The sequence below is a fragment of the Treponema zioleckii genome (genome assembly GCF_014737315.1).
Lineage (GTDB): Bacteria > Spirochaetota > Spirochaetia > Treponematales > Treponemataceae > Treponema_D > Treponema_D zioleckii.
This window is the reverse complement of the sequence record NZ_JPUF01000001.1, coordinates 162,896-181,573: the sequence shown is the minus strand read 5'-3', so window position 1 is coordinate 181,573 and position 18,678 is coordinate 162,896. Positions and strand designations below refer to the sequence as shown.

At 39.9% G+C, this 18,678-nt stretch carries 20 protein-coding genes; 8 read left to right on the top strand and 12 right to left on the bottom strand.

Annotated elements, in window-relative coordinates:
- The first annotated feature begins 46 nt into the window (after window positions 1–46).
- On the top strand, window positions 47–214 hold the full coding sequence (locus tag JI65_RS00725) for a hypothetical protein (RefSeq protein WP_191013440.1): 168 nt from the start codon (window positions 47–49) through the stop codon (window positions 212–214).
- Here JI65_RS00725 and JI65_RS00720 read toward each other — a convergent pair.
- The 9 genes from JI65_RS00720 to JI65_RS00680 all read right to left on the bottom strand — a co-directional run bounded on the left by JI65_RS00720 (window position 198) and on the right by JI65_RS00680 (window position 7,913).
- Window positions 198–1,136, bottom strand: coding sequence for a helix-turn-helix domain-containing protein (locus JI65_RS00720; protein WP_191013439.1), 939 nt, complete (start codon window positions 1,134–1,136; stop codon window positions 198–200). The genes JI65_RS00725 and JI65_RS00720 overlap by 17 nt on opposite strands.
- 248 nt (window positions 1,137–1,384) lie before the next feature.
- Complete coding sequence (locus JI65_RS00715; protein WP_191013438.1) at window positions 1,385–2,029, bottom strand: hypothetical protein; 645 nt, start codon at window positions 2,027–2,029, stop codon at window positions 1,385–1,387.
- Window positions 2,030–2,227: 198 nt separating this feature from the next.
- A complete protein-coding gene (locus tag JI65_RS00710) occupies window positions 2,228–2,575 on the bottom strand; it encodes a hypothetical protein (protein WP_191013437.1) in 348 nt (115 codons plus the stop codon).
- Window positions 2,576–2,603: 28 nt separating this feature from the next.
- On the bottom strand, window positions 2,604–3,524 hold the full coding sequence (locus tag JI65_RS00705) for a hypothetical protein (RefSeq protein ID WP_191013436.1): 921 nt from the start codon (window positions 3,522–3,524) through the stop codon (window positions 2,604–2,606).
- A 147-nt stretch (window positions 3,525–3,671) separates the two neighbouring features.
- Window positions 3,672–4,016 (bottom strand): hypothetical protein, encoded by a 345-nt coding sequence (locus JI65_RS00700; protein WP_191013435.1) that lies wholly within the window; start codon window positions 4,014–4,016, stop codon window positions 3,672–3,674.
- 3 nt (window positions 4,017–4,019) lie between these two features.
- Window positions 4,020–4,838 carry a hypothetical protein gene (locus JI65_RS00695; protein WP_191013434.1) on the bottom strand — a complete coding sequence of 273 codons (819 nt, stop codon included), beginning with the start codon at window positions 4,836–4,838 and terminating at the stop codon, window positions 4,020–4,022.
- Between the two features lie 76 nt (window positions 4,839–4,914).
- The gene (locus JI65_RS00690; protein ID WP_191013433.1) at window positions 4,915–5,277 is read right to left on the bottom strand and encodes a hypothetical protein; all 363 of its coding nucleotides are present in this window, start codon (window positions 5,275–5,277) and stop codon (window positions 4,915–4,917) included.
- Window positions 5,278–5,432: 155 nt separating this feature from the next.
- Window positions 5,433–6,149, bottom strand: a complete 717-nt coding sequence (locus JI65_RS00685; RefSeq protein WP_191013432.1) for a hypothetical protein — start codon at window positions 6,147–6,149, stop codon at window positions 5,433–5,435.
- A 462-nt stretch (window positions 6,150–6,611) separates the two neighbouring features.
- The gene (locus JI65_RS00680) at window positions 6,612–7,913 is read right to left on the bottom strand and encodes a POTRA domain-containing protein (protein WP_191013431.1); all 1,302 of its coding nucleotides are present in this window, start codon (window positions 7,911–7,913) and stop codon (window positions 6,612–6,614) included.
- A gap of 81 nt (window positions 7,914–7,994) precedes the next feature.
- On the opposite strand from JI65_RS00680, the gene JI65_RS00675 reads away from it, so the two are divergent.
- From JI65_RS00675 to JI65_RS00660, 4 genes are all read left to right on the top strand, one after another.
- Complete coding sequence (locus tag JI65_RS00675) at window positions 7,995–8,297, top strand: hypothetical protein (RefSeq protein ID WP_191013430.1); 303 nt, start codon at window positions 7,995–7,997, stop codon at window positions 8,295–8,297.
- 144 nt (window positions 8,298–8,441) lie between these two features.
- Window positions 8,442–9,341, top strand: coding sequence for a hypothetical protein (locus tag JI65_RS00670; RefSeq protein WP_191013429.1), 900 nt, complete (start codon window positions 8,442–8,444; stop codon window positions 9,339–9,341).
- A 352-nt stretch (window positions 9,342–9,693) separates the two neighbouring features.
- Window positions 9,694–10,269, top strand: coding sequence for a DUF3793 family protein (locus tag JI65_RS00665; RefSeq protein WP_191013428.1), 576 nt, complete (start codon window positions 9,694–9,696; stop codon window positions 10,267–10,269).
- Window positions 10,257–10,658, top strand: coding sequence for a flavodoxin domain-containing protein (locus JI65_RS00660; protein ID WP_191013427.1), 402 nt, complete (start codon window positions 10,257–10,259; stop codon window positions 10,656–10,658). Before JI65_RS00665 ends, JI65_RS00660 begins: the two co-directional genes overlap by 13 nt.
- Here JI65_RS00660 and JI65_RS00655 read toward each other — a convergent pair.
- From JI65_RS00655 to JI65_RS00645, 3 genes are read right to left on the bottom strand one after another with little or no spacing between them, the layout of a single operon-like run.
- Window positions 10,655–11,638 (bottom strand): ABC transporter ATP-binding protein, encoded by a 984-nt coding sequence (locus tag JI65_RS00655; RefSeq protein ID WP_191013426.1) that lies wholly within the window; start codon window positions 11,636–11,638, stop codon window positions 10,655–10,657. The genes JI65_RS00660 and JI65_RS00655 overlap by 4 nt on opposite strands.
- Window positions 11,611–13,260, bottom strand: coding sequence for an ABC transporter permease (locus JI65_RS00650; protein ID WP_191013425.1), 1,650 nt, complete (start codon window positions 13,258–13,260; stop codon window positions 11,611–11,613). The genes JI65_RS00655 and JI65_RS00650 overlap by 28 nt, the downstream gene beginning before the upstream one ends.
- The gene (locus JI65_RS00645; RefSeq protein ID WP_191013455.1) at window positions 13,261–14,256 is read right to left on the bottom strand and encodes an ABC transporter substrate-binding protein; all 996 of its coding nucleotides are present in this window, start codon (window positions 14,254–14,256) and stop codon (window positions 13,261–13,263) included.
- Between the two features lie 229 nt (window positions 14,257–14,485).
- Here JI65_RS00645 and trxA point away from each other — a divergent pair, with 229 nt between their 5' ends.
- The 3 genes from trxA to JI65_RS00630 all read left to right on the top strand — a co-directional run bounded on the left by trxA (window position 14,486) and on the right by JI65_RS00630 (window position 18,646).
- Complete coding sequence (trxA, locus tag JI65_RS00640) at window positions 14,486–14,800, top strand: thioredoxin (protein ID WP_191013424.1); 315 nt, start codon at window positions 14,486–14,488, stop codon at window positions 14,798–14,800.
- Between the two features lie 187 nt (window positions 14,801–14,987).
- The gene (locus tag JI65_RS00635) at window positions 14,988–15,497 is read left to right on the top strand and encodes a PPC domain-containing protein (protein ID WP_191013423.1); all 510 of its coding nucleotides are present in this window, start codon (window positions 14,988–14,990) and stop codon (window positions 15,495–15,497) included.
- 116 nt (window positions 15,498–15,613) lie between these two features.
- On the top strand, window positions 15,614–18,646 hold the full coding sequence (locus JI65_RS00630; RefSeq protein ID WP_191013422.1) for a pectate lyase: 3,033 nt from the start codon (window positions 15,614–15,616) through the stop codon (window positions 18,644–18,646).
- Window positions 18,647–18,678 lie beyond the last annotated feature (32 nt).

The following is an 18,678-nucleotide window of genomic DNA, read 5'->3' as shown; positions in this document are numbered from 1 at the left end:
GAATAAAATTGAATTTTGGGTAAGAAAATAACGTTTCGAGAAATTTTTGAAAAAAATCACAAAATTTATTTTCGCCGTTGTTTTGGCAATTTTTATCGGTACGGCCTTTTTCGGATGCAGTGTAGACACTGCGGACGGCAATACCGAACAAGAAGAGACCGTTACTTACGCTGCCCGCTATGAGAGTCAGGACGCAATCATTTCATGTCAATAGCATTTTCAATTTCATTCCAGACTTCAATGCCAAATGAATTGATGATATCTTCTTTGGCATTGTTGAAAAACCGATTCTGTTCCAAAATCTGCATTGAAAAAAATGACTGTTTCAAAAAATACATTCCTTCATTTTTTTTGCCTGTTGTAAAAAGCGTGTAGCCTTTGTTGTAGAGAAGTCTTGAGTGGCTTCCGAAACGCTCATATTTTAAGCAGCACGCAAGTCCCTGTTCCGTAATTTTAAGTGATTCTTCATAGTTTTTGATTATTCCCAAGTAAGTCGAAAGATTAAAAGTGACTGCGGGATATAATTTTGCGTATTCTTCGCGCTCAAGTCCTTCGTGTTCAAGACAGCGCATAATTTGCCCAAGAAGGCTGATTGATTCAGTTTTTTTCCCGACGCAATAAAGGCAGGTTGCAATGCTGTTCAGTAGTATAAGTTCAAGAGGAATAAAAAGATGTTTTGAAATATCTGTTTCATGGCAGTAAGAAGGAAATGTCAGTGAAAGAGATTCAGAAAATTCATCGAGTGCTTTTTGAAAGTTATTTTCATTTTGCTCAAGATGAACGGCATGTGCAAAAAGATAAAATTGCTTTTCCAATTTATTCATATCTTTGCCCAAGTCTTTGTATTTTTTTACAAATTCTTCTATTAAATAGTTCTCTCTTGAAATGCGGCTCATAATTTCCCGCTCAATTTGGGCGCGCTCAAATTCAAGTCTCGTAATAGGAACGTCCAATGAAACAGGAATCTGCAAACGGGCAGAAAGGGCTTCCAGCAATTTTTTATTTGGATTCTGCCTGCCTGTTTCAATTTTGCATAAAGTTGGAGGCTCGCACAAACCTTCGCATAGTTCAAGCTGAGAAATTCCCCGGCGTTCCCTGAATTCTTTGATAATTTTTCCGCTGCTAAAATACTTCATTTCCTTTGTTTTAGAGTAAAAAATACAATCCGTCAATCTACGTCTGAATCTGAAAACCAATTTTTACTATATACAAGACAAGCGGAAAAAAACTGCTGCGCAGGAAGCGAGAAAGAATAAGAAGTGGGAGCCTCACACAATATTTTATTGGTATAGTCTGGCAGTAGCGGCAAAATTCTATAAAAACTGATAATCCGTCGTTACAAAATGACTTGTTCGACGGATTGTTTGCGCTTATTTTGTGGAAATTATAATTTATAGCTTACACCGATTGTCGGTGTAACAGAAACGTTACCGAGAATGTCGCGGGTTGTTCCGCTGTATGAGGAAACGTTATTTTTTTCGTTTGAATATGTTACAGATTCAGTTCCCATTTCAAAGCGTGCTCCAACATTGGCAAAAAGATAGACCTGACTTCCGACACGTTTCATAAATGTAACGTCAGCCCCAATGCCATAAGTAAGTTGCTTAAAAGACATGTCACTGAATGCAGGAATGTTTGAATCGTCGTTAAACAAGTTCCTTCCGATGCTGCACATTCCAAAGACTGAGAAAATTGTGTCTTCCGTGTGTAAGAACGAATATCCGGCACCTGCGTTCAACACTGTGTACAGTCCAGTTTCTCTGCCCATGTTCGGAAAATCTTCAGTTGTTACAATTCCGGCTCCAAAGTCCGCTTTTAAGCTAAAACCATTTTCTTTGTTTACTGTAAGCAAAGAAAGGTCAAATCCGCCGCCAATGTTTTTGCGGGAACCGTCATCGTCAACTTTGTAGTTAGAGAAAACTCCGCTCAATCCAGCCCCGATGAAAGAATCATAATTCTTTTCGCTACCATCTGCGAAAACCGCTGTACCCAAAACTAATGCACTTAAAATCGTAATAATTTTTTTCATATTTTTACCTCCAATATTTTTATTCAATTGCCGGCATATTGACATTCATAAAAACTTATAAACATCAATGCGGTTACAAACAAATTAACAAAAAGTTATGAAATAATCTTAATATCACCAGATGCAGCTGTTGCAACACCAGAAGTTACTCCACCTACTACAAATGCCATAATTGTTACCAATGATTTTTTCATGTTTTTACCTCTGAATTGTTATTTTGCCGAAAAGGTCGTCTTCCCCGGTGATTGTAAGAAAGGCTCCTTTTGGAACATTCTTGTTCAGTTCTGCCGTCAGGCGGAAATAAAAAGGATTGTAAGTATACGATTTAACATAATATCCCTTTTGTTCTTTGCCATTTTCGTTAACGTTTACGCTGAGCCTGTAGTTTTCGACGGTTCCTGAGAGATAAACTTGTATTTCGTTATCAGAAACAAATTCTGCGCGTTCAACTTCCGCCGTGTCTCCGCTGGAGCACGCTGAACAAAGGACTGCCAAAAACAAAATTGCAAATAAAATTGAAATTTTCTGTAAAACTGTTTTTTTCATGTTTTTACCTCTAAGTTTTTCGATTTTTTTATTTTAAACGTTCTGATGTTTGGTTATGTTCGTCGAGTGCCCACAAATAGCCTATGAACGACTTTATGCATTCTTTTACATCTTCTGACTTTTCTTCTGCAGGCTTAAAAAGTTTGTAGTCATTTACAGAACATTCTGCAAAAAGAATCTTATTTTCTTTGTCTGTAATCTGAAAAACTTGATTTTTGTCAAAAACAAATTCCCTTGTCGAAGTCCAATCGTGGAAGTGCTTCCATAGTTCTTCTTCGCTTTGCTCTGCGTATTTTCCTGTTACTTTGCTGATTTTGTACTCATAATCACGAGTTACGTGTATGCTGTATTCCGCACCGCTTGAAGCCGTAAAGTTTGCGACCTCAAAAGGAATTTTGTTTCTGTCTCCGCTGATTCTGTGTTTCATCGAGAGCCGAGCACCGCCGTCTGGAATTGAGCCAAAAATGAATGATTTTACTTTTTGACCTTTTGCTTCTGGTTTTGGAGCGTTGCAATAACCTTTTATGAGCTGAAATGATTTTGGCGAATCACCTATTACATAAAAATCAAAAATAAGGGGAACCGCAGCGTCGTTTTCAATAACCTTTCCTTCCCACCGATACTCGTAAGGATGGCTAGACTGAATAAAATCTGTAACAGCATCCTCGCCACTAAGTAAAATTGAAGATGTGCTGGATGAATAAGTTCGTTTTCCGTGGATAAAGAAATCCTTATTGCTCAAATTTGCGGGAGTGTCCACTTTCTTTCCGCTTAAAAAACTTCCGAGTGCACTCTTTTCCATTTCAAAAACGATTTTTCCTTCATCGATTGTGTCAGTACCGGCGAGTTCTGATTTGTTTAGAATGTTGCCAGTCTTCTCAAAACTGAGTGACGTACAACTTGCAAAAAGCAAGGAAGAAGCAAGAACTAAAAGTGATGATTTTTTCATAATTTTTTTCCTAAAGTAAAATTAGACCTGTTCGGAAAACTATGTTTCCTCCATGTCTATTCGAGTTTTTTCAGACTAAAGCCTTGCAAAAACTCAGTTTTATTTGGAAGCTGTTCGAAAAGCTGAAGTTTTCGAACACCTCGTATATTAAAATTTTTTCTGCTGAATTATTATGTCGGTCGTAATGTCTCCATACGGCTCGCCGATTATCTTGACGAAGGCATTTTTAGGAACGTCCTTGTTCAGCTTTATGGTTATTGTCTCTTTTGTTTTGTCGTCAAATTGCGAGACAATTCTGTACGATTTGTCTTGTATTCCGTCAATCCAGACTTCAATCCCCAAGTCAGTGCGTTCAACGTTGCATTGGATGGTGACAACTATTTTGTTTGCGGATTCGAATTTTGCATATACGATTGCTGCCGTATACCCGTCATCACATGCCGTAAAAAGCCCCAAAAATAAGGTTGCAAAAATAACAACTAATTTCCTCATAATTTATCTCCCATCTTTATGCCATACTTCATAGTCAAAACTTCTCTCAGTCGGTCCGTGATTCTCATAATAAAATCGCAGTTCAAAAAGTAGCAAAATTATTGAAGAAATATAGTCTTTTTCGGTTTCTGTAAGTTCTTGAGAAAAATCTTTCCTCATCAAAAGGAGTCTGTCCTTCGACACAAAATCAAGGAACGCATATTCTTCGCCACGGATTTTTATGACTGCACCGCTTCCATTGGTATATCGCCATTTATCGATTGTTGTTACCAACCCCAATTTTTCGTCATATTCTTCGGTTCGAACATCAGAAACCTGTTCTGCACTCAAAGGAATTAGTGAAGAATCCTCAAGCATAATTTTCTGAGCTGTATCAACATTTATTTCGTTACGGTCTGTTCCTGTTTCAAAAAAAACTCTTACAGTTCCTTTTTTACGGGTACGATCATAACCGAATATCAGACCGTTAACTTGATGTTGATACTCTAGCCGTTCAAAACAGATATAACTGTTAAAAAGCGGTTCTCCTTTCTTTTCAAATGCACCGCCATGCCTTCTCAAGGAATGAATTTCAGTATCACGCTTGGAAAGAGTGTTTGTAACAGAATATCCGCGAGCATATGTAAATTGCTGATGATAATCCTGTAAATTGTATTCCCTTTTACGTTTCCAAATCCAACCATCAATCAGAATCGGTTCAATCGGACATATTTCATAATTTTCTTCATCTTCAAGCACCGCAGTTCTAGTAATTTCAGAAACCGTCGCGCAGGAAGAAAGCAGAATGCTCAAAAAGATAAAAAATATCAGATAATTTTTCATATATTAAGAATCCCTATACCTTGTAAATTAGATTTGCATAGAACTCTAAAAATCTTTTGTTGCAATTACATGTCTATCAGGTTCGATTGCCCAGAAATCCTTTATGCTCGGTTCCCAAAACATAGAATTCATAAATAATCGGAACAGACCCGTTGTTTTCTTCGACAGTTCCTTCCCAACGGTATTCATACCCTTCCAAAGATTGGATGCGATCTGAAATCGCATTTTCTCCGCTGAGTATTATTGTGCCTGAGTCATCAGATTTTGTACGCATTCCGCTTATAAAAAAATCATTTTTCTTCAGGTTTGCAGGTTTGTCAACAGAACTTCTGTAAATAAAAGAGCCAAAAGTTCCTCGTTTTTGAGCAAAATAAATATTTCCAGATTCAATTGGTTCGTCGTCAGCGAGTGAAGATTTGTTAAGAATGTTTCCTGTCATGTCAAAATGTATCGTACTGCAACTTGCAAAAAATATTACTGAAGCAAATGTGACCAATGACAATAAACTTTTTCTACGCATATAAAATTCTCCAACACTAAAATAATTTCCAAGTTTTCAAGTTTTTCTTTACAGGGGATAAGCTTGGCAGGTTTTCATTTTTCCACCTTTACGTTCATGCAGTCGAGGGCTGCTTTGTAAAACGAGGCCGTAATGCCCGAAAGCAATTTTAGAATTTCGTCCTCGGCTGAATCATTGAAATTGCCTTTTAGCTGATATTTGTCGAGGATTTTTTTGTCGGTGTAGATTTCGCAGACTCGTTTTGACGACTCGCATTCGATGACGAATTTTACGTTCGTTGGATTGTGCATGATGTTTGCACCGCCGAGCCCATCTTTTGTTGCAACGTAAACGAAATACACTTTACCGCCAGTGATGAAATAGCCGAATTCTTCCATTGGAGGCATCTGATTGCTGTCAAAACCCGCTTTGCATTCAAACTCAATTTTTCCACAAGAAAGATTCTCCACATACGCAGTTTTATTCCATGTACTACCTTCAAATGCACCACCATTTTTAATCATTTTGAATGAAAGTGCAGTTTCTTTTTCATCTATCTGGACAGTACCTTCCCAATAAAAAGCAGTTTCCGTTCGCAAGAAAATTAAATCGAGAAAAAAAATACTTGCCGACGATGGGGCTTCAAATGGTTTTGACTTCATCTTACCAGAAACCGCAATTGAACTACACTTTGGGCATTGTGCGTCTGGATTGTTTTGTGTAATTTCATGTTCAGGAAAAACTGTTGCACAGGAAGTGAAAAGAGATAATATAATGTGAGAAACTAATAAAAAAGGTAATAATTTTTTCATATTCAATTTTCTTTGAGATTTTTTCTATGCGCACTCGAAAGATTCTGTTTTTTATATTGTTAATTTTATGTTATATTAGCTCTAGACTCATAACAGAATCTTAAAAAATTAGGTTCCAATTATTTTTTTTGTACAGACTGTTTTCCGCAGCTTTTGAAAGTTTTCATAATGTTGATAAAAAGATTTTACTAAATCATTTTATCGAAGCCTTAAAATTGACTTCGCTTGAATTTAAAAATGTCCAGAATTAAAAAAATAGATTGCTTACTCAAACAGAATTGCTAATAAAGGCTATTTGCTTGGAAAGTTGGGTAAAATTAATGAATGTCGTGAAAATATAGTTTTAGCATTCAAAATTATGAAAACAATGAAAAATTACACAGAAATTCAATCATTGATTCTTCAGATAAATTCCGAGTTCAAACTTGATTTGTATCCCGCGGATTTCCTTCCGCCGAATTTTTAGAATGCCATACCCACCGCGGCTGCAAATTGCATAGTCTTTTTTGAAACGTTGTAAGAAAGTCCCATCGCCATTGCTGGAAAGTCAATTTTTGAAAAATACATTTTTATTCCGCTGTTCACGCCATGTAAAAAAGTCAAATCTGTATCACCAAAATTTTCTGTGAGAACTGCTTCGTAGCACCCGTAAGCCGACATCATTCCGAACTTTCCTTTAAAAAATGCAAATTCGAATCCTGCGTTTCCGCCAAAAATTCTGTCCGTTAAAAAGTCGCTTGGCAAAATCGTTACGGAGCCTTCTTTTCCCCCAACAAAATCATAAACGTGTTTGTTTCTTCCGTAAAAGCCTGAGCATTGCACAACAAAGCGGAGTTTTTGGCTCATTGGCTCCTGAATCAGGAGTTTGTAAGAAATTTCTTCATTGAATTTATAGTCGCCTTCAAGATTTGTAACGGCAAATCCCGCGTCTACGCTGATTGTTTTTTGCGAAAGGAAAACTCCGTTCCAGTCGCGCGTTCCGCTGTTCCAGCCAATCTTAAAATTCCCGCTTTTTACTGAATCCACTAAACCTTCGTAGCCTTCTTCGTCCTTGGCTGCGCAAAGTTTGAACGAAGTGCCGAGAGAAAATCGGTTGTACTCGCCGAGTTTTTCAAGGAGCGTGAGTCCTGCTGAAAATCCTTTGCTGTTAAAGCGGAGAACCGTTTCGTCGTCAAGATTTTTGTAGTTAGGCGTGTTTTTTGAGGCCGAGACGAAAATCGAAAATCCCGGAATCCAGTTTTCCTTTGGCTGCTTAACGTAGCTTGCAAGTCCTGTTAGCGAGGAAGTTGAATAAAAACCTCCAAAAATGAACATATCGCGGATTCCGAACGCGTTTGTGTCCATAATCATAAGTCCGCCCATAAAACTTCCTTGGGAATAGGCGGCGAACGGAAGCGGAATAAAAGTGATTTTTTCAGTCACTTCGATTTCCACAGAAGCTTCTGTTTCGGAAAGCTGCATAAAATTCACATTTATCGTTTCAAAAAGACCTTCCGCCTGCAAAATAGTTTCGATTTCGTGCAGGTTTGTTTCGCCGAGCGTTTTGCCTTCAAACCCGTCGAGCTTTGATTTTATGTAGCGTTCCTGTGTTTTTTTGAGGCCAGAAATATTTATTTGCGAGATTATCAATTTTTGATTCTGAATTGAGGCCTCGTCTTCGGTGATTTCTTCTAGAATTTCTGAACTTATTGAGTCATCTGCATTTGCGAAAATTGTCGAACAAAAAATAAAAACTAAAATTACGGCAAATTTATTTTTTAGCATTTGCCTATTGTATAGAATTTCTTTTATGATGTCTTTAAGATATTTGCAGAAAATCAACAAATTGGAGGTGCGTGGGAGAAAATGAATCTGCGAAAAATAGCGTTTGTGCTTGAATGGGTTGGGGCGGGAATCATAATCCTTGGAGTGGTGCTTATGGCGCTCAATTATAGTCAGGTTATTGAATTTCCGTTCCGACATGACGGTTTTATGATGATTGTGATAGGAATTGCGCTCATGTGCTTTGTTCCAAAAAAGCATTTGGCTTTTAAGGAAATTCAAAAAACTCGTGGCGACGATTATCTTGCCGGAAGGCGCAGCGTCGTAATGAATTTTATTCTTGCTGTAATTTTGATTATCGTGGGAACGATGCGTATTTTGGCATAGCTTGCTTTAGAGCATATTATATAGAAGAAAATCGTTAAAAATCGGCAACGGTTGTGAAATGCTCTGATTCTGCCTAAAAATTAAGAAAAATTTTACCGATATTTTAAAAAGTGTTTTAAAATAGACTTTGTACTGGAGGATATAATGAAAAAGACTGTTTTAGTTCTTTCTGCAGCTTTGATTGCGTCAAGTGTCTATGCATTTGATTCGTCTGCAACCCTTAAGACTACTGGCTCTGTTTCTGAGTATACAAAAACTGAATATTCAATTACAGAAAAATTTGGTGATTATTATCGTTCGCCAAAAGCAAAATTCACACATATTTTTGACGCTTCTGGAAAAGAGACCGAGGCTTCTGAACTTACGAACCGCGATTCCCTTGTTGACCGAATCATGTTCACTTATGAGTCTGGCAGAGTAAAAAACATGTCTTGCACCGATGCAGACGGAAAACTCAGCTGGAAAATGCTTTACGAGTATGACTCAAAAGGCAGAAAAACCGAAGAAGCGGCATACAATGCTGCCGAAGTTCTGATGAACAAAACAATCTGGAAGTATCCGAGCGACAAGCAGATTGAAGAGTCGTTTTATAATGCAGACGGTGCTCTTCTTAGCCGCACAATAACAAAACTTGACGAACAGAACAGAAATTCTGAAGTTGCCACATACCGCGGAGATGGTTCTCTCGATGAAAAAAAAGTTTTTACTTACAATGATGCAGGAAAACTTGCAGAAGTTGCATACAGCGACGCAACTGGAATGCAGTTGAAGCGCGTGGTTTATAGATTTGACGCTTCGTACACTGTAACAGAGAAGCAGACTTATAATTCTAGAAACAAACTTTCTGTTCGTGTTATCTTCAAATATGATTCAGTCGGAAATATCGTAAAAGAAACGACTTACAATGTTGCTGAAAAATTCGGAACGACTGTAAATGAACTTGCCGGAATTTCAGAGTATTCTTTAAAATACGGAAGAGGCTCTGCCGCAGCTTCAAGCACTCCAGCTACAACAACGGCTGCCTCAACAACTGACGCAAAATAGTACCAATATATGTCTTTTTGCTAGTCATGCTGAACGTGTTTCAGCATCTGCACTGTGTCATCGTGCGTGGATTCCGAAATGAGTTCGAAATGATGATAAATTACTGGCATTGTGTCAAAACCCCGGATAGGTTTTAGCCTGTTCGGGGTTTTTTATTTTAAAATTCCATTGACCAAAACTAAATGTTGTTATATGCTAACAAATGTAGTTAGTCATTGCTAACGAGTACCTCTTTTGGGAGAGAGTTTTAATCGGTTCGGGGCCAGCTCTCCCCGAATCAAAATCCGATGGGGGCATGATTAATTTTTGACTGTTTCGTTAATCGTGCTCCCGTTCTTTTTTTGGTGGTTTTATGAGTTTTGATGAAACGATAATTCATTGTTCGGCTCCTTCCTTGTGCGGAATTAAGCCTGCTTCGCTTTTTTCGATGAATTCAACTTGTTATGATTCAGGGATTCATAAACTCCGCGATTGGCAGAGCGAGTTTTCAAAATCAAAAAAATATTTTGTCCCGCTAAAAAAAAGTGAGAAGAGAATTTTGTTTTTTGTGTTCGACAAAAATCTTCTGGAAAAAGTTTGTTCTGATTCTTCAAATCTTGCCTACTTAAAATCAAAGGGGTATGAAGTTCATAAAGGTTTTAATGTGATTTTGAGCGAACTTTTGCACAGGCTCGCCTGGCAAAAAAAATTTCCCCATGAAGTCGGGCTTTTTTTGGGCTATCCGCTCGTGGACGTTGTGGGCTTTGAGAAAAATTCTTCTGAATGCAAATTTGCTGGTTTTTGGAAAGTTTATGGTGATAAAAAATCTGCCGTGGAGCAGATGAATTTATATAAAAAATGCAGTGATATTTGCATGAAGTGGATTGATGACGGGCTTAGTGTTCCGCTTTCAATTAAAAAATTTGGAGGATTAAAATGGCAAAAGTAGCGATTGTGTATGCAACGACGACAGGAAACACAGAAGCTTTGGCAAATGCGGCAAAAGAGGTTTGCGGTTCTGATGTTTATTTTGCTTCCGCTGATTCTGCTGATGCGGGTGAGACTCTTGGTGCCGGGCTGATTCTTTTGGGTAGCCCTGCAATGGGTGCTGAGCAACTTGAAGATTCAATGGAATCATTTTTTAGCAGCATTGAAGGTCAGCTTTCTGGTAAAAAAGTTGGTCTTTTTGGTTCATACGACTGGGGCGATGGCCAGTGGATTTCTGATTGGTCAGACCGAGTGACTTCTGCCGGGGCTAGTCTCGTAGGAATTGTAAAAGCTCATCTTACCCCGGAAGATGTCGACCTTGAGGCTGTAAAAAAACTTGCTTCATGCTAGGAAAGTTTTGTTTTTCTTAGCAGGCGAAGAGTCACTTCGGCGGTAGAAATATTTTCTGGCAACGTGATTGTTCTTAAATCTGCCAAAATTGTTTTTCCGTCGTTGGTGAGCAATTTTAGTCGGGTCTTTTCACCTAAAAAAGTCTTTGAAATAATCTTGCCGGTAAGACAGTCAGTTTGATTGCTTGCCGGTGAATTTTCTGCAAGTTCGAACCATTCTGGTCGAATCATAAAAATCTCATCATTTTCTTCTATTAAATTCGCTCTTCCAACAAAGTCCGCGGTGAATTTATCCTTTGGCGCAAAATAAATTTCTTTCGGCGTTCCAACCTGTAAAAGATTTCCTTCGTTCAGTACCGCAATTTTATCAGAAAGGGAAAGCGCTTCTTCCTGGTCATGGGTTACGTAAATCGTTGTGATTTTGAGTTTTTCCTGAATCTCCCGCAATTCCTCGCGCACATACGTTCTAAGTTTTGTGTCCAGCGACGAAAGCGGTTCGTCCATCAAAAGAATTGCAGGTTCGAGCACGAGAGCCCGGCCTAAAGCGACACGCTGCTGCTGACCGCCAGAGAGTTCGTTAGGAAAACGCGCGAGAAGATTTTCGATTTCGAGTGATTTTGCGATTTTCGAAATGATTTCCTCGGATTCCTGCTTGGATTTGTGATTGATTTTGAGACCGTACAAAAGATTTTGGCGAACGTTCAGATGCGGGAAAAGCGCATAATCTTGAAAAACCATTCCGATTCGTCGTCGGTTCGGCTCAATTCCTTTTTGATTTTTTCCGTCAATAAAAATTTCGCCTTCTTTTGGTTCCAAAAAACCTGAGATTATTCTTAAAAGTGTGGTTTTTCCGCAACCGGAAGGCCCTAAAAGCGAGGTAAAACTTCCGTCTTCAACCTGAAGCGAAAAATTCTTTACGGCAGTATTTTTTCCGTAGCTGAACGAAACGTTTTTTAGTTCGAGCCTGATTTTATTTTCCATGAAGTTCTCCTGATTTTTAAAAGCAGTTTTCCGAGTCCCAGAACTGCGAATGTTAGAAGCGTAAGGACGAGGGAAAGTGAAGCAGCTTTGCCCCAAAATCCTTCTTCTGCAAGATTGAGGATTTTTAGAGATGTTAACGGCGTTTTGAATGAGACCAAAAAAATCACCGCGCTCATTGTGCCGACTCCGCGAACAAAATTATAGATGAACGCGCTAAAAATTCCTTCGGTTGAAATTGGAATTAAAATCGAAGTGAGAATTTTGAGTTTTCCTGCTCCGAGCGAACTTGCTCCGTCGTCTAGCGTGTTTTTTATCTGAACGAAACTGGACGTTAAAATTCTGTACGAAAATGGCATAAATCCTATCGCGATTGCGATGACAATCATAGTTGGCGAATTCCTGAAATTCAGTTTGTTTGCCGCCAGCGAAAAAGCAAGACCAAAAAGCGAGCCTGGAATTGCGGCCGCAAGTTGCGAAACAACGTCCAAAAATCTTTTTGCCGGCAACGCAGTCCTTTGAACCAAATAACTCGTGAGCGACGAAACAAAAACACTCAAAAGCGAGGCTGCCAGCGCGAACAAAATCGAGTTTCGTAATTCTGGAATATAATTAAAAATTGATTTTATGTGTTCCGTCGTAAAGTCAGTTTTTATTCCCCAAAGTTTTTGGAAAGCACCGGCGACCAAAGCCGCGAACTGTGCCAGAACTGCGAGCGAAACCAGTGCGCAAAAAATCGTGAGAAAAATCTTTGTGATTATTGAGGATTTTTTTTGTGGCAATCCTTGACCTTTTCCGCCGATTGTTGCCGTTTTTCCAGCTTCTTTTTTTACAAGCCGATTTTGAAAAATGAACAATATAATAGAAGGAATTACGAGAATCAGACCTAAAACTGCACTTGTGCCTGCGTTTGTCCATCCCGTAAGCTGGGTGTAAATTTCTACCGCAAGAACCTTGAATCTGCCTGCGACAATCATCGGGTTCCCAAAGTCACTCAGAACAGAAACTGCAATAAAAAGTGCCGCCGAGAGAATTCCCGGAAGCGAAAGCGGGAGCGTTATTGTAAGGAAGATTCTTGCCCGGCTTGCTCCCATTCCGCGTGCCGCCTGTTCGAACGAAGGATTGATGCCTTTTAGCGTTTGCGAACAAATCAGGTAGGCGATTGGAAAAAAGCAAAATACTTGCGCGATTAAAAGTCCCCAGAATCCGTAAAGCGAAATGTCCAGACCCAAAATCGTGCTCGTGATAAATCCGCGCCGACCCAAAAGTAATATGAATGAAAGTCCGCCGACGAACGGTGGCGTTACCAAGTGTAAAATCGGAATTGCCCCGAAGAATTTTGCGAGCGGAATCTGCCCGCGAACGACCGCGTAGGCAAAAATGTAGCCCGTCGCGACCGAGAGCGTGGTGGAGCAGATGCATTCTAACGCGGTGTTAAGAATGGCTGTGTGCCAGACTTTGGAGGTCAACACCGCGAAAAAATCATGCGCAGTTGGTGTGAGCGCAAGGCAAAACAGCGGGTAGACCACTGTTATTGCAAAAAAAAGAATTACGAGCGCCCACAAAAGATAAATCGAAATGTCTTTCTTAAAATTAAAATGTAGAAATTGTCGTTTATCAGTCATTTATTTTACGTTTTGCGTCCATTTTTCAAGAACAGCCGCTTTTTCGTTGCTTGCCTTTTCTTTGTCGTAGTTGATTAAGTCGAGTTCCTGTACGGAGATAGAACCTTCCGCCCCCTTTGCTGCTGGATTTACCGGAACCGTAAAGTCCATTGAACTCATAAGTTCCTGAGCCTCTTTTGAAAGCATAAAATCAACGAATGCTTTTGCGGCATCAAGATTCTTGGAATTCTTCATAATCGAAATGCAATCAACCTCGGCAACTGTCTGTGGCGGAGCGATTGCAAGCACGTCAAATCCGTCTGAGGCATATTTGGCAAGGGAATGAAGGTACGAAACCGCAATCGCGTATTCAGCTGTTCCCAAAAGTTTTGCCGGCGCGCTTCCTGAATCCGGGAACTGGCCTACGAGTTTTGAAAGATTCAAAAGATATTCCCAGCCGGCTTCTTCTCCGAGTCTCTGGAGCTGGTTCTGCACAAAAAGATAAGCGGTGCTTGAAGCGACAGGATTTGTAAGGACGATTTCGCCGTCGAAGGCAGGATTCAGCAATTCGTCCCATGTTCTAGGAAAAGAGAGTTCCGGGAATTTTTGGGCGAATCTTGTTTTGTTCACGCCGATTCCGAGAGTCAGATAGCAGAAGGCTGTCCATGTTCCGTCTTTTGCCTTCGCAAAATCAGGAAGGTCTTTTGCGACTTCCGAAGAATAGCTTTCGAGCGCGCCTTCTTTTGCAGCCTGCATGTGGTAGCTGGTCGCGCCTCCCAGAAGAATGTCTGCCTGCGGATTGTCTTTTTCGTTTATGACTCGGTTCACAAGTTCACCTGTTGAAGCCCGCAAAAAACTTGCAGGAATTCCTGTTTTTTCTGTAAACAATTTTATGAGAGCTTCTGTCTCTTCTTCATGGATTATCGAATAAATGTGGAGTTCTTGCTTGTTTGCCTGTGAATTGCTTTTGTTGCATCCTGTTACGAAGAAAGCTGAGAATAAAAGTGCCGCTGAAATGCATAGAACTTTTTTTAACTTTTCTGTATTTTTTCATTTTGAAACTCCTTTTGAGTGATTTTTTTTGTTGAGGATAAAATACAAAAAATCTGGTATTAATAATATACCCATTTTTCTTTAATTTTGATAATGTCAGATAAAATTTGTCTTTTGATTTTTTTAATAGTATATTTTTGACATAAGAAAACTTGCTTTTTAGCAGGAAAAAAAGAACTCAGGAGATTTGCATATGGCAGAAATCGTAATTACAAATGAAAACTTCGAAAGCGAAGTTGCAAAATCTGATGTACCAGTTCTCGTAGATTTCTGGGCTGAATGGTGTGGACCTTGCAAAATGATGGGACCTGTTGTTGCCGAAATTGCTGAAGAGCAAGCCGGAAAAATCAAGGTCGGAAAATGCAATGTTGATGATAATGGCGAGCTGGCACAAAAATACGGAATTATGAGCATTCCTTGTTTTATCCTGTTCAAAAACGGCGAAGTTGTTGCTCAGACCGTTGGCGGACAGCCTAAAGACGCGCTTACGCAATTTGCATTGCAATAACGTTATTGTGAAAATTTATAAATGATTTTTAATTTTGCAACATGATATATTATTCTCACAATATAAAGTTGGCTTTTTTGGGTAAAAGCCAACTTTTTTGTAATCTTTTTAAGAAAAAAAAGTTCTAATTAAGAACGTTAGACGGCTTTTTGGGTCGTCAGTCTAAAGAACTGAATGGGGGATTTTTATGAAAAAGATTATCGCAACTCTTACTGCTATGTTTGCTGCATTCGCTATGGGGACTTTTGCCTTTGCAGAAACTTATATCAACGCAAACGACTTGGAGAGCCAGACTTTGACATCCAACCTTGAATGCGAGGATGGATTCGTAATTCTTGCAACGCCAGAGAAAAATATGGAAATTAGCAAGCAGTCTTCTGACTGTCCGAACGAAGTTAACGGTGAAGTTTTTACAAAACGAATCAAGATTGGCGGTGCCGGAAAAGTTGACTACCGCTCAATCAGCTTCAATGTAAAAGCTGGTCAGAAAATCACGGTTTATTCAAAATCAACATCAAAGACCGATGCTCGTCTTGTAGCTCTCCTTGCTGCTGATGGTTCAGAAGTAGGAACTTCAGAGGCTGGAATTTACGGCGACAAGATTTCTGTTGGCGAGTTTACTGCTCCAGCTGACGGAACATACTACGTTACATCAAAAAAATCTGGAATCTACGTTTATTCAATCATCGTAAAATAGTTTATGGTGACTCTAAAATAGAATCGCAAATTTAACGGACTGTCTAAAGATTTTGGACAGTCCTTTTGCGTATAAAGGGCATATTAAAAATTTTATATAAAGTCAGGAGAATTTTTATGGTGAAAAGTTCATTCATAAAAATGGCTTTGGGACTTCTTGCGTTCGGTACAATTTCGCTTGCAACTGCGCAGGACTCTCGTAAGCCGTGGAACGAAGTTCCGAATCCAACTATAACGAACGTTTCTGTTGACCCGAATGACGGAAAAGTTATTGTGGTTGATTTTGAGGCCGATACCCCAAGAGACAATTCTGGTTCGGACAAAGGTTTTGTAAGCATGAAGGGCGACAACGGTGCTTCTGGAAATGCTTCGTTCGGAAAAACCCGCAAGGCTCAGAAAAAAGTTACTTTTGAAGTTGAAAAATCTGGAAAATACACTTTTGTGGTTTATGCGGAGCGAAACAAGGAATCTGAAAAGCACGCTTCGGAACCATTTGAATTCAATTATACGCTTCCGCTCGACAAGAGCGCTGTTTCCGTTCGGAATACTGGAAGCGGAAACTTGTTCGTTAGCTGGACTGCTGTTCCAGAGGCTGAGGGCTATGTTCTTTCGTACACAGATGCCAGCGGCAAAAACATTGACCTTCCTCAGTCAAAAAATCTTAATGCGAATGTAAAATTGCCGGTAGGCACTCTTTCGACTTTTAAGGTTACTGCAATCCGCGGTGAGCAGAAGTCAGTTTCAAAAGAAATCAAAAAAACTTCCCGCGAAGCTGCCGAGAGAATTTGGACGTTCACGCAGTTCGGAACATCAACAAAAGATACCCGAAACCGCATGGAACTTTTGGATTCTGATAATTTAAAAGTTAAGCTTTATTCTTGTATCGTTGACGAAAAAACTGGCGCGATAGTGGAGAAGGGCGGAAAGTTTGAATCATTTTTTGACGGACTTTCTTTCTATTACACTACGATTGACCCTAAAAAAGAGAACTGGGAACTTACGGCTACCGTAACGGTTGACTACCAGAATCCTCTTCCAGACGGTCAGGAAGGCTTTGGCCTTATCGCAATGGACAAGCTCGGAATCGACAATGAACCGATGGTCGTTGCCTACACGAACAGTGCCGGAATCATTTCTCGAAAATACACGACTCACGTTAACGGCGTAAAAAAAGAAATTAAAAACGGTCTTGGAGCACGTTTTGTTTCTGGGCTGACGGACGAAGTTGTAAAAATGGGCGATTCGGGGATTTCAACACTCGGAAAGAGCGTTTCGAATGCATTCAGCTACGACCAGGCTTCTGACGCAATTAAATCTGGCGACGTTTACCGCATTACGCTCAAAAAAGACAATACTGGCTACCATGCGATTTACAAACGTGCCGTTGCTTCTGAAGATTCTGTTGAAGAATTCATAATGTACGACAACGAGAATCAAAAACTCGTTCAGCTCGACAAGGAACACGTTTACGTTGGTTTGGCAGTTGCCCGTGGTGTAAATGCGACTTTTAGCGACATTGATTTTAAGGTGACAGACCCTAAAAAAGACCCGCCTGCAGTGGAAGAACCTCCGGAACTCGTTCCTCTTGCAACTTTGATTGATTGTCCTGTTAGCTGGTACGAGAAAAAATATCCGTTCGTATTCCATGCCAATGCAAATGGTGTGATTTCTATTAAAGATTCTAACGGAAAAGTGCTTGTAAAAGGCGACAAGGTTGTTGCGGAGCAGGATTACAAAAAGACTCTCAAAATTGAGGCGCCTGGATTTACAGACTTGCTCGTTACGTTCAAGCCCGATGAAAATTGGCGGCCTGAGCCAAAATCTGTAATCGCTCAGTACAATCGCGAACTTGGAATTTACGAGAAAAATTATAAGGCTGTAACTTACACACATTCAATCACAGTTCTTTCTTGCAAAAATAAAGAAATTTACGTTTCTCCAAACGGTAATATTTTCGGAAAGGGAACTCGTGATGATCCGTGGGATTTGGAATCTGCATTGCTTTATTGTAAGCCTGGTCAGCCGATTATCATGCTGGAAGGCCGATATTATCCAACAAAGGGAATCACTATTGAACGCGGAAATGACGGAACTGCAAAGAAACGAAAGTCTCTTAAAGCTGAACCTGGAAAGCGTGTCGTAATTGATTTTAGTTCATCTTCGGCAACGGTTTCTGCAATCAATCTTTACGGAAGCTACTGGGATTTTGAAAATATTGACATTACAAAATCGCCGGAAAACTGCAAGGCTCTTCAGGTTGCCGGAAATTACAATAGAATCCGCATGGTTGACACTTATCTTAACGGAGACACGGGAATCCAGATTTCTGGACGCTCATCTGAGCCGTTTGAGAAGTGGCCTCACGACAACTTGATTTACGGTTGTGAGTCTTTCGGAAATGCAGACCCTGCTCAGAACAACGCCGATGGTTTTGCTTCTAAGTTGACTTCTGGCAACAATAACGTGTTCAGAAACTGTGTTTCGCACCACAACGTTGATGATGGCTGGGATTTGTACGCAAAAGTTGAGACTGGCCCGATTGGTGCGGTTCTTCTTGAAAACTGCGTTACTTACGCAAACGGAACCAAGCTTGACGGAAGCGGAAAAGGCGACGGAAACGGATTTAAACTCGGCGGTGACGGAATCAATGTCCCGCACCTCTTGAAAAACTCAATTTCTTGGGGCAACGGAGTTAACGGAATCACTTGTAACTCAAACCCTGGTTTGCAGCTTGAGAACGTGATTTCTGCGTTTAACGGTCAGTACGGAATCACTTTGTATGGAAAAGGCAAGGCTGAAAGCTATCCTCGCACGTTCAAAGTAAAAGGTGCAATTTCATTTGCAAACGGTGCTGGCGATGACCTAAAAGAAGTTCGTGAATTCTGTCCGGAGCTTATTTCTGACGACAACTACTTCTTTACCGGCGCAAAGACTTTGAACAAGAGCGGAAAAGCGGTTGACGAAAAATCTGCATTTGTAAGCATTGATGTGAGCAAATATGCAAACGGCTACAACGCGGACGGAACGTTCAACAGAATTCCTCGAAATGAAAAAGGTGAATTCTTGCTTGGAGATTTGTTCAAGAAAACAGCTTCTGCTCCTGGTGAAGCTGGCGTAAATTACAACAATGTAAATATTGACGCAAAATAAAATTTAGTGGCTTGCCTTTACGGGGCAAGCCA

Excerpts from the sequence above, each read along its gene's own strand:
- JI65_RS00715 (WP_191013438.1), bottom strand. The coding sequence starts at position 2,029 with ATGAAAAAAATTATTACGATTTTAAGTGCATTAGTTTTGGGTACAGCG.
- JI65_RS00635 (WP_191013423.1), top strand. The coding sequence starts at position 14,988 with ATGAAAAAGATTATCGCAACTCTTACTGCTATGTTTGCTGCATTCGCT.
- JI65_RS00705 (WP_191013436.1), bottom strand. The coding sequence starts at position 3,524 with ATGAAAAAATCATCACTTTTAGTTCTTGCTTCTTCCTTGCTTTTTGCA.
- JI65_RS00660 (WP_191013427.1), top strand. The coding sequence starts at position 10,257 with ATGGCAAAAGTAGCGATTGTGTATGCAACGACGACAGGAAACACAGAA.
- JI65_RS00670 (WP_191013429.1), top strand. The coding sequence starts at position 8,442 with ATGAAAAAGACTGTTTTAGTTCTTTCTGCAGCTTTGATTGCGTCAAGT.
- JI65_RS00710 (WP_191013437.1), bottom strand. The coding sequence starts at position 2,575 with ATGAAAAAAACAGTTTTACAGAAAATTTCAATTTTATTTGCAATTTTG.
- JI65_RS00630 (WP_191013422.1), top strand. The coding sequence starts at position 15,614 with ATGGTGAAAAGTTCATTCATAAAAATGGCTTTGGGACTTCTTGCGTTC.
- JI65_RS00685 (WP_191013432.1), bottom strand. The coding sequence starts at position 6,149 with ATGAAAAAATTATTACCTTTTTTATTAGTTTCTCACATTATATTATCT.
- JI65_RS00720 (WP_191013439.1), bottom strand. The coding sequence starts at position 1,136 with ATGAAGTATTTTAGCAGCGGAAAAATTATCAAAGAATTCAGGGAACGC.
- trxA (WP_191013424.1), top strand. The coding sequence starts at position 14,486 with ATGGCAGAAATCGTAATTACAAATGAAAACTTCGAAAGCGAAGTTGCA.
- JI65_RS00650 (WP_191013425.1), bottom strand. The coding sequence starts at position 13,260 with ATGACTGATAAACGACAATTTCTACATTTTAATTTTAAGAAAGACATT.
- JI65_RS00665 (WP_191013428.1), top strand. The coding sequence starts at position 9,694 with ATGAGTTTTGATGAAACGATAATTCATTGTTCGGCTCCTTCCTTGTGC.
- JI65_RS00695 (WP_191013434.1), bottom strand. The coding sequence starts at position 4,838 with ATGAAAAATTATCTGATATTTTTTATCTTTTTGAGCATTCTGCTTTCT.
- JI65_RS00700 (WP_191013435.1), bottom strand. The coding sequence starts at position 4,016 with ATGAGGAAATTAGTTGTTATTTTTGCAACCTTATTTTTGGGGCTTTTT.
- JI65_RS00655 (WP_191013426.1), bottom strand. The coding sequence starts at position 11,638 with ATGGAAAATAAAATCAGGCTCGAACTAAAAAACGTTTCGTTCAGCTAC.
- JI65_RS00690 (WP_191013433.1), bottom strand. The coding sequence starts at position 5,277 with ATGACAGGAAACATTCTTAACAAATCTTCACTCGCTGACGACGAACCA.
- JI65_RS00680 (WP_191013431.1), bottom strand. The coding sequence starts at position 7,913 with ATGCTAAAAAATAAATTTGCCGTAATTTTAGTTTTTATTTTTTGTTCG.
- JI65_RS00675 (WP_191013430.1), top strand. The coding sequence starts at position 7,995 with ATGAATCTGCGAAAAATAGCGTTTGTGCTTGAATGGGTTGGGGCGGGA.